Here is a 10,045-nt window from a genome sequence, read left to right on the forward strand (position 1 = left end):
AGCGGCGCGGGGTGGATGCGCGCGGGGTGGCCGCGGCGATCCTGCACGTGCAAGAGGCCCAGGACCTGGCGAGCGGCAACGTGAACCCGCAGCTGATCCTGGCCGGCCTGCTCCGCAACCTGCGCCGCGAGTTCACCCCGGCGTAGCGCGATGGGGAATAGAGGAGTCGGCGTCCCCGGGCTCTCCTGAGCGGATGAATCCGCCGCTCCAACAGCGGTAAGCCCCGACTCATGGCCGCTGTCGCGTCCATGATCGAGGCTTCAACTGCACGGCGGTTCGAGTGCCGATGGGAGCGGCGAACTCCCCGGCGGCCCCCACCCGGGCTCGCATCAATCGCCCACCCTCCCCCAGAACGGACTGGGGGAGGTTGTTTCGCGAGCCAGACTCTGCACCGCGTCCCCGGTGCACCCCTCCCCGTGCGGGGTTTGCACGGGGAGGGGCCGGGGGAGGGGCCCCGGGCGTCGGACGCGCGCCGAACCCGCCCCCACGCCGAACGGCTCCCCCTCTCCCGCGGAGCGGGTGGAGGGGGCTGGGGGGAGGGGGCCTCTCCGGCGGCGCCTCGAACTTCCGAGGCGCACCCGTGCCCCCGTCCCCCCGTCACGACTCTTGCGCATGGACGCCCCGCACGCGTGACCGCGCATTCGCGTCCGAACGACACGAGGCGTGCGGCGCCATTGCCGCAATAGCGCCAAGTCATTGCACAGCATGCACTTCAGTCGCGGCGCGCACGCGGTCCGCCGGTGCGCTCACCATGCCGTCCCGGGCGAAAAGCCCGCCCACGCGGCCGAAAACAAGCCGAAAGTGCCGTCCGTCCACACGGGGACTCCGGCGCCCCAATCCGGGGCCACTCCTCCCGCCACGCACCATGTCAACTGATTCGGGGTTCACCCACCTGGACGAGCAGGGCCGCCCGCGCATGGTGGACGTCGCGGACAAGGCCGTCACCCGCCGGATCGCCGTGGCGGAGGGCCGGATCCGCACCTCCGCCGAGACCCTTTCCGCGATCGTGGAGGGGCGTACCGCCAAGGGAAACGTGCTCACCGTGGCGCAGCTGGCCGGCATCATGGGGGCAAAACGCACCGCGGACCTCATCCCCCTCTGCCACCCCCTTCCGCTGACCTCCGTGGAGGTGGAAATCGCCCCGGAGGCGGACGGGAGCGGGCTGCGGGTGACCGCAACGGCGCGGGTGGACGGCAGGACGGGGGTGGAGATGGAAGCGCTCACCGCGGTATCCTGCGCCCTGCTCACGGTTTATGACATGTGCAAGGCGCGCGACCGCGAAATGGTGATCGGCGGAATCCGGCTGCTGCGCAAGGAAGGGGGACGCACGGGAACGTGGGAAGCGCCGCCGGAGGGGTGACCCGGCACACAGGTTGCTCTATGGAGCCCCGACTTGTGCAATGGAGCCCTACCCGATGCAATCTGTAATTCTGAAGCTGCAGGCCGACGTCCAGGCCCGTAAGACACCGCGGCTGGAGTTGACGCCGACGCTCAAGAACAGCCTGACGGGAATCGCGCTCTGCCTGCTCGCCTTCGCGGTCGGCGCGCGCACGGCCGACACGGCGGTCGCCACGGAGATCCGCCAGCTGTACGGCGTGGCCGCCCCGGAAGGCGTCATCGAGCTGCAGAAGGTGGAGATCGACCGCCTGAAGCGCATCCACCAGAAGTCCGCCACCTACGGCATCCCGGCGGACCTGGCCGAGCGCATCGAAGACATCGCGCTGGCGGAGGGGATCGAGCCGGACGTGGCGTTCGGGCTGGTGCGCGCCGAGAGCGAGTTCAACCGCCGCGCCGTAAGCCCGGTGGGCGCGGTGGGCCTCACGCAACTGATGCCGTCCACGGCCAAGTACTTCAAGGCCGGCCTGGACCGTGACGACCTGTTTGACCGCGACACCAACCTGCGGATCGGCTTCCGCTACCTCAAGACGCTCATCGTAAAGTACGAGGGCAACCTGGAACTGGCGCTGCTGGCGTACAACCGCGGCCCGGACCGCGTGGACCAGCTTCTGGCCAACGGCGACGATCCCAACAACGGCTACGTGCAGATGGTGCTCGGCAAGAAGCGCCACCGCTGACCTGATCCCGTCGTTGATGAACGAAGGGCCCCGCGCGCAACGCGGGGCCCTTCTCGTTGCTGCATCCTGAAAACCGCAATCGCGAACAGAGGCACAGAGACACGGAGGAGAACGGATCGTCTCTTCTCTGTGTCTCTGTGCCTCTGTTAGAGCTTCTTCTTCTGCCTCTTATCCCACGTGCGCCGCATCCTCTTCGGCGGGCGCGGGCGAATCCGCGGGCTGCGGCGGATCGTCCGTGGCGGTGGGGAGCGGAAGGCCCTCGCCAGACACCAGGCGCAGGTCCAGCTTGGCGGGAAGCGAAAGGCAGAAGGTGCTGCCCTCCCCCACCGTGCTCTGCACTGTCAGCGACCCGCCCAGCAGCACGGCGAGCCGCCGCGAGATCGGCAGGCCCAGCCCGGTGCCCACCTGCTGGTCGGGGTTGGCCAGCTGCACGAACTCGTCAAAGATGCGGTCCAGGTCCTGGGGATCGATCCCGCGCCCCTGGTCCGCCACCTCCACCCGCAGCCCGCCGTCTTCCGCCTTGTGGCAGCGCACGGTGATTGGCTTGCCCTCGCCGAACTTGATGGCGTTGCTCAGCAGGTTCAGCAGAATCTGCCGCACGCGCCGCGGATCGGTGGTCACCGTGGCGTCGCCCGTGCACTCCAGCGTGAGCTCCGACCCGTGCTCGTCGGCCAGCGGGCGCACCGTGACGAACAGGTCCTGCGCCAGCGCGGGAAAGGTGGCGGGCTGCACCTCCAGGTCCACCTTGCCCGCCTCGATCTTGGACAGGTCCAGAATGTCGTTCACCAGCTCCAGCAGGTGCTTGGCCGCCGCGTTCGCCCGCTCGATGCCGCGCGCCTGCTCCGGCGTAAGCTCGCCGTAGATGCTGTCCAGCAGCAGCGAGCTGTAGCCCAGGATGGCGTTGATGGGCGTGCGCAGCTCGTGGCTCATGCTGGCATAGAAGCGGCTGCGCGACGCCATGGCGCTTTCCAGCTCCCGCTGGCGCGCCTGCAGCTGGTCGTTCAGCGACTTCAGCTCGGCCGACGACCGGGCCAGCGTTTCCGCCTGCCGCCGCAGCTCTTCTTCGGCCGCCTTGCGCTCGCTCACGTCGCGGGCAATGACGGTGAACACGCGCTCCGTCTCCAGCTGCAGGCAGCTCAGCGACGCCTCCAGCGGAAAGCTCTGCCCGTCCGCGCGCACACCCACGAGCGCGTGCTCGCGGGGGCCGTCGTCCGCGCCGGTGGCGGCGCCGGCGCGCACGGACACGGCGCGCGCGGCGGCCGCGGCGCACAGCTCGTCCAGCGGCGCGCCGCGGAACTCGGGGGCCAGCAGCTCGTCCACGGCCATCCCCTGCGCGCTCTCCGCCGCCCGCCCGAAGGTGCGCTCGGCGGCCGCGTTGAACAGCGACACGCGGCGGTCGTCGCCAAAGGTGATGATGGCCTCCATGGCGGAGCCCACGATCTCCGCCAGCCGCGCCTCGGACTCCAGCAGTTCGGCGCGGTGCGCCAGCTGCACCTCGCGCAGCTCGCTTTCGCGCAGCCGCTTTTCCTGGTCCTGCAGCTGCTCCGTCTTGAGGTACAGGTCAATGAAGACCGATACCTTGCTGCGCAGCACGTCGGGGTTGAAGGGCTTGAACATGTAGTCCACCGCCCCCACGGAGTAGCCGGTAAAGACGTACTCCTCGTCCTTGCTGATCGCCGTCAGAAAGATGATGGGGGTGCTGCGCGACCGCTCGCGGCTCTTGATGAGCTGCGCGGCCTCGAAGCCGTTCATCCCCGGCATCTGCACGTCCAGAAGAATGACGGCGAAGTCGTGCAGCAGCACCTGCCGCAGCGCCTCCTCGCCGGAGTTGGCGCGCACCAGGTCCTGCCCCAGCGGCTCCAGGATCGCCTCGAGCGCCATCAGGTTCTCGGGGCGGTCGTCCACCATCAGGATCCGCGCGCGCGGCACGGGGGTGGGCGCGGCCTGCGTTTCGGGGGTTCCCGTCATGCGGGCTGCGGCGGGCACGGGGGCACGTGGCGGCCCCGGATTCCGGCCAGGTGCGGCCCGATCTGTTCCAGGGGGAGCACACAGGCCTCGGGAACGGCCTTGAGGGCCGAGCGCGGCATCACCCGCACCTCGGCCGTTTCGGGGTCCTGCACCACGCAGTGGCCGCCGGCGTCCGCGATCTGCCGCAGCCCCGCCGCGCCGTCCTGGTTGGCGCCCGTGAGCACCACGCCCACCGTATCCATACCGTACGTTTCCGCGGCGGATTGAAACATCACGTCGATGGACGGCCGGCTGTAGCGAACCGGGTCATCGGTGGAAAGCGCGAACGATCCCTCGTCCACCAGCAGGTGGTAGTCGGGCGGGCCGATGAAGACGCCGGGCCCGATCTCCTGCTTGTCCATCACCTCCGTTACCCGCAGCGGCGTGCACTCCTGCAGCAGTTCGCACAGCAGCTCCGACTCCTTGGCCCTGTGCTGCACGATCACCACGGGCATCTCGAAGTCGGCGGGAAGCCCCGCGATGAGCGTGCGCAGCGCGTACAATCCTCCCGCGGAGGCGCCCACCACCACCATGCGGTACCCCGGGGCGGCTTCGCTCACGCCGTCCTCCGGTAGATCTTTTCGCGCGTGTCCACCACCTCGTACTTGTCCTCGAAGTCCGTAAAGCGCAGCGTTTCCTTGTTGCCCAGCGCCAGCACGCCGCGGCGCGACAGGCTGTCGTAGAACAGGCGGTGCACGCGGTTCTGCAGCTTGCGGTCAAAGTAGATCATCACGTTGCGGCAGATGATCACGTTGAACTCGCTGAATGATCCGTCGGTCACCAGGTTGTGCTGCGAGAACACCACGTTGCGCGTAAGGGTGGTGTTGAACAGCGCGCCGTCGTACATGGCCGTGTAGTACTCGCTGAACGAGCTGGTTCCCCCCGCGCGCAGGTAGTTCTGCGTGTACTCCTGCATCTTTTCCAGCGAAAAGATCCCCGCCCGGGCGCGCTGCAGCACCACCTCGTTGATGTCGGTGGCGTAGATGCGGGCGCGGTCGTACAGCCCTTCTTCTTCCAGCAGGATGGCCATGGAGTACACCTCTTCACCCGTGGAGCACCCGGCGTGCCAGATGCGGATGAAGGGGTACGTCCTCAGCGTGGGCACCACCTTTTCGCGAAACGCGGCGTAGAAGCCGGGGTCGCGGTACATGGCGGTCACGTTGATGGACAGGTCCAGCAGCAGCTTCTCCATCATGCCGGAGTCGTGCAGCACCCTGTCCTGCAGCTGGCTTACGCTGGACAGTCCCTCCTGGGTAATGCGCTTCCAGATGCGCCGCTTGAGCGACGAGTACGCGTAGCTGCGGAAGTCGAACCCGTAGTGGCGGTACACGCCTTCCAGCAGCAGCTCCACCTCAATGCGCTCCACGTCGCGGTTGTACGCGGCGGGGGTGTCCACCAGTTCCACCCGTTGGCTCGACACGGACCTTCGCTTCGGGACTCCTTGTTGCCGCGCGCGAGTCGCGCGGACCGTGCCCACACGGGAGGCAAGCCGCGTGCGAGGGCGTCGCTCCGCCCCTGCACCGCTCCCGCTCTGTCAATCCTCAGCCGTTCCTGTTCTCTGCTTCCTTACCCCTTGCGCAGCCGGAGCCAGAAAGGGACAACGGCGGGTGAGGGCGTGTCCCTGCGCTGCGCTCCGGGCCGGGCTGCGCGCGCCGTAGGCAACGATACAGCGGTTGCCAACGGCGCCGAGCCCCCTCCGCGGCAGGGCACGATACGGCTGTGCCCCGCCGCTCCGGGCTCTCGGCCCTCCGGGCGCGCATCCCTCACGCGAAATGATCCGCCCATATCCGGCGCCACATCGCCTCCGCGGGAGAGACCCCTATTCCCTATTCCCTATTCCCTATCGGTACAGCCACACCCGCATCAGCGACAGCAGCTGGTCCACGTCCACCGGCTTGGTGATGTAGTCCGAGGCGCCCGACGAGATGCTCTTTTCCCGGTCGCCCTTCATGGCCTTGGCCGTCAGGGAGATGATGGGCAGGTTCGCGAACTCCGGCATGCCGCGAATGGCCTGCGTGGTTTCGTACCCGTCCATCTCGGGCATCATCACGTCCATCAGCACCAGGTCCACGTCCGGCTCGCGCTTGAGCAGCTCGATGGCGTCGCGGCCGTTCTCGGCGAAGACGACGCGCATCCCCTGCTGCTCCAGCACGCTGGTGAGCGAGAAGATGTTGCGCACGTCGTCGTCCACCACCATCACCTTCTTGCCGCCGAACACGCTGTCGGTGCGGTGCAGCTGCTCCAGCATGCGGCGCTTTTCGTCCGGCAGGCTGCTTTCCACCCGGTGCAGAAAGAGCGCGGTTTCGTCCAGCAGCCGCTCGGGGCTCTTGACGTCCTTGATGATGATGCTTTCCGCGTACCGCCGCAGCCGCGTCTCTTCCTGCGGGCTCAGGTCCTTGCCCGTGTAGATGATGATGGGCAGGTCCTGCATCTCCGGATCGCTCTTGACCCGCTCCAGCAGGTCGAAGCCGCTTTCGCCGTGCAGCCCCAGGTCCAGCACCATGCAGTCGAAGCGCTTTTCGCGCAGCTGCGCCAGCGCGTCCTCGCCGGTGGGGACGGCCGTGATCTCCACGTCGTCGGCGCCCACCAGCTCGATGATGCTGCGGCGCTGCGTCTCGTCGTCCTCCACCACCAGCAGCCGCTTGACGCCCTCGGAAAGGAAGGCGTTGATGCGGTCAAAGGCGCCGTCCAGCGCGTCCTTGCTGATGGGCTTTTCCAGGTAGCTCACCGCGCCCTGGCGCAGGCCGCGCTGCCGCTGCCCCGCGCCGCTCACGATGTGAACGGGAATGTGCCGCGTCTCCGGCGCGTGCTTCATGCGGTCCAGCACCGTCCACCCGTCGATGCCGGGAAGGTCGATGTCCAGCGTGACCGCGTCGGGGCGGTACTCGTGCACCAGCTCCAGCGCGGACTCGCCGTCCAGCGCCACCAGCACCTTGTACCCCTTTTCCCGCGCCATGTCCAGCAGAATGCGGGCAAAGGCCACGTCGTTCTCCACCACCAGCACCGACCGGTCGCCCGGCTGAATGGTGGCGCGGTCGTCGTGGATCCCCGCGGACTGCGGGTCGCGCGAGTAGCGCCTGCGCTCCGGCTCGTCGTCGGGGTGGTGCGCCTGCGCATGCCCGTTGCCCTGCCCCCCCTGCGGGCGGGGAGGCGCGGAGCGCGCCGGCGAGGGCGACGGCGGCAGGCTGCCGGTGAACATCCCGCGGTCCGACGGGCCAAAGGTGCCGTCACCGCCGCCGCGGCCCGCGTCGGGGTCGCCCGGCCAGGTGATGGGGAGGAAGAGGGTAAAGGTGCTCCCCTTGCCCTCGTTGCTTTCCACCCGGATTTCGCCGCCCAGCAGGCGCGCGATTTCGCGGCTGATGCTGAGCCCCAGCCCCGTGCCGCCGTACTTGCGGCTGGTGGTGCCGTCCGCCTGCTGGAACGCCTCAAAGATCAGGCGCTGCTTGTCGGCCGGAATGCCGATGCCGGTGTCGGTCACCGCCATGGCCACCACACCGTCGGCGTCGTTCAGGGCGGAGTTCATGAACCGCCGCCCCTTCTCGGCCTTGCGCATGGTGAGCGTGACGCCGCCCTCGTGCGTGAACTTGAAGGCGTTGCTCAGCAGGTTCTTGAGCACCTGCTGCAGCCGCTGCCCATCCGTGTAGATGCTGGGCGGCAGCTCCGGGTCAATGTCGATGCGCAGCTCCAGCCCCTTCTGCTCGGCGAGCGGGCGGAAGCTGCGGTCCACGTAGTTGCTCACGTCCGCCAGGAGGATGTCGCCGGCGTTCAGGTCCATCTTGCCCGCCTCCACCTTGCTCAGGTCGAGGACGTCGTTGATCAGGTTCAGCAGGTCCGTGCCCGAGGCCAGAATGGTCTGGGCGTACTCCACCTGCTTCTCCGTAAGGTTCTGGTCCTTGTTGTCGCTCAGCAGCTTGGCGAGGATGAGCAGCGAGTTGAGCGGCGTCCGCAGCTCGTGGCTCATGTTGGCCAGGAACTCGCTCTTGTACTTGGACGACAGCGCCAGCTGCTGGGCCTTCTCTTCCAGCTCGGCGCGGGCGGCCTCCACCTCGCGGTTCTTCTGCTCCACCTTGCGGTTCTGCTCGGCCAGCAGCGCCGCCTTCTCTTCCAGCTCCTCGTTGACCTGCTGCAGCTCTTCCTGCTGGTCGCGAAGGGCTTCTTCCGACGCCTTGAGCGTGCGGGCCTGCGCCTCGAGCTCAATGTTGGTGCGGCGCAGCTCCTCCTGCTGGGCCTGCAGCTCCTGCGACTGGCTCTGCAGCTCCTGCGTGAGGTTCTGCGACTGCTGCAGCAGCTCCTCGGTGCGCATGTTGGCGGTGATCATGTTGAGCACCACGCCCACGCTTTCCGTCAGCTGGTCCAGGAACACCTGGTGGATCTGGCTGAACGGAAGGAACGACGCCAGTTCGATCACGGCCTTGACGTCACCCTCAAAGAGGATGGGGAGCACCATGATGTTGCGCGGCGGCGCCTCGCCCAGGCCGGACGAGATGGTGATGTAGTCGTCCGGCACGCCGGTGAGCAGAATGGGCTTCTTTTCCAGCGCCGCCTGCCCCACCAGCCCCTCGCCCGGGCGGAAGCGGTTCGCCACGTTCTTGCGCGCCTTGTACGCGTAGCTGGCGATCAGGCGCAGCGAGAACTCCTTGCCCTCGCCGTCCGCCAGGAAGAAGGCGCCGTGGTGCGCGCCCACCAGCGGCGTAAGGTCGCTCATGATGAGGCGCGACACGCTTTCCAGGTCGCGCTGGCCCTGCATCATGCGGCTGAACTTGGCCAGGTTGGTCTTGAGCCAGTCCTGCTCCTGGTTGCGCTCCGTGGTCTCCTTGAGGTTGGAGATCATCTGGTTCACGGAGCGCTTCAGTTCGTCCAGCTCGCCCTTGGCCTCCACCGTGACGGTACGGGTGAGGTCGCCCTCCGTCACCGCCGTGGCCACGTCCTTGATGGCGCGCACCTGCGCCGTCAGCGAGTTGGCCATGGCGTTCACGTTTTCCGTCAGCGCCCGCCAGGTGCCGGCCGCGCCGGGCACCTCGGCCTGGCCGCCCAGCTTGCCCTCGGTGCCCACCTCTCGCGCCACGCGCGTCACTTCGTCGCCGAAGATGGAGAGGCGGTCCACCATCGCGTTGATCACGTCCTTGATCTGCAGGATCTCGCCGGCCGCTTCGACCGTGATCTTGCGCGTCAGGTCGCCGTCGGCGATGGCGGTGGCCACGGCGGACACGTCGCGCAGCTGCACCGTCAGGTTGCCGGCCAGCTGGTTCACGTTGTCCGTCAGGTCGCGCCACACGCCCGCGACCCCTTCCACCCGCGCCTGGCCGCCCAGCTTTCCTTCCGTACCCACTTCCTTGGCCACGCGGGCCACTTCGGAGGCGAATGCGCTCAGCTGGTCCACCATCGTGTTGATGGTGTTCTTGAGCTGGAGCATTTCGCCCTTGACGTCCGCCGTGATCTTGCGGCTCAGGTCGCCCTTGGCCACCGCCGTGGTGACGTCGGCGATGTTTCGCACCTGGCCCGTCAGGTTGCCAGCCATGCTGTTCACGCTGTCGGTCAGGTCGCGCCACACGCCGGCGACGCCCTCCACCTTGGCCTGCCCGCCCAGCTTTCCTTCCGTACCCACTTCCTTGGCCACGCGCGTCACTTCGGAGGCAAAGGCGCTCAGCTGGTCCACCATCGTGTTGACGGTGTTCTTGAGCTGGAGCATTTCGCCCTTGACGTCCGCCGTGATCTTGCGGCTCAGGTCGCCCTTGGCCACCGCCGTAGTGACGTCGGCGATGTTTCGCACCTGGTCGGTCAGGTTGGACGCCATGAAGTTCACAGAGTCCGTCAGGTCCTTCCACGTGCCCGCCACCCCCTGCACGTCCGCCTGGCCGCCGAGCACGCCTTCCGTGCCCACCTCTCGCGCCACTCGCGTAACCTCGTCCGCGAAGACGGAGAGCCGGTCCACCATGGAGTTGATGACCTCCTTGATCTGGAGG

At 67.9% G+C, this 10,045-nt stretch carries 6 protein-coding genes; 2 read left to right on the plus strand and 4 right to left on the minus strand.

What is annotated here, in order from left to right; translation table 11 throughout:
* The first annotated feature begins 865 nt into the window (after positions 1 to 865).
* Entirely contained in the window at positions 866 to 1,360 is a 495-nt protein-coding gene (gene moaC, locus VF665_RS03460; protein WP_331052010.1) for a cyclic pyranopterin monophosphate synthase MoaC, read from the plus strand.
* A gap of 55 nt (positions 1,361 to 1,415) precedes the next feature.
* Positions 1,416 to 2,075, plus strand: a complete 660-nt coding sequence (locus VF665_RS03465) for a transglycosylase SLT domain-containing protein (RefSeq protein ID WP_331052011.1) — start codon at positions 1,416 to 1,418, stop codon at positions 2,073 to 2,075.
* Between the two features lie 168 nt (positions 2,076 to 2,243).
* Here the strand turns inward: VF665_RS03465 and VF665_RS03470 are convergent, their stop codons facing one another.
* The 4 genes from VF665_RS03470 to VF665_RS03485 form a co-directional block, all read right to left on the minus strand.
* A complete protein-coding gene (locus tag VF665_RS03470; RefSeq protein WP_331052012.1) occupies positions 2,244 to 4,043 on the minus strand; it encodes an ATP-binding protein in 1,800 nt (599 codons plus the stop codon).
* Entirely contained in the window at positions 4,040 to 4,642 is a 603-nt protein-coding gene (locus tag VF665_RS03475; protein WP_331052013.1) for a chemotaxis protein CheB, read from the minus strand. The genes VF665_RS03470 and VF665_RS03475 overlap by 4 nt, the downstream gene beginning before the upstream one ends.
* Complete coding sequence (locus VF665_RS03480) at positions 4,639 to 5,502, minus strand: protein-glutamate O-methyltransferase CheR (protein WP_331052014.1); 864 nt, start codon at positions 5,500 to 5,502, stop codon at positions 4,639 to 4,641. Before VF665_RS03480 ends, VF665_RS03475 begins: the two co-directional genes overlap by 4 nt.
* 420 nt (positions 5,503 to 5,922) lie before the next feature.
* Positions 5,923 to 10,045 (minus strand): response regulator (locus VF665_RS03485; RefSeq protein WP_331052015.1); only part of this gene is annotated, 4,123 nt, incomplete at its 5' end.

The sequence above is a fragment of the Longimicrobium sp. genome (assembly GCF_036387355.1).
Taxonomy (GTDB): Bacteria; Gemmatimonadota; Gemmatimonadetes; order Longimicrobiales; family Longimicrobiaceae; genus Longimicrobium.

Bases quoted from the DNA above. Each gene is read 5' to 3' on its own strand.
- moaC (WP_331052010.1), top strand. From the start codon at position 866: ATGTCAACTGATTCGGGGTTCACCCACCTGGACGAGCAGGGCCGCCCG.
- VF665_RS03465 (WP_331052011.1), top strand. From the start codon at position 1,416: ATGCAATCTGTAATTCTGAAGCTGCAGGCCGACGTCCAGGCCCGTAAG.
- VF665_RS03470 (WP_331052012.1), bottom strand. From the start codon at position 4,043: ATGACGGGAACCCCCGAAACGCAGGCCGCGCCCACCCCCGTGCCGCGC.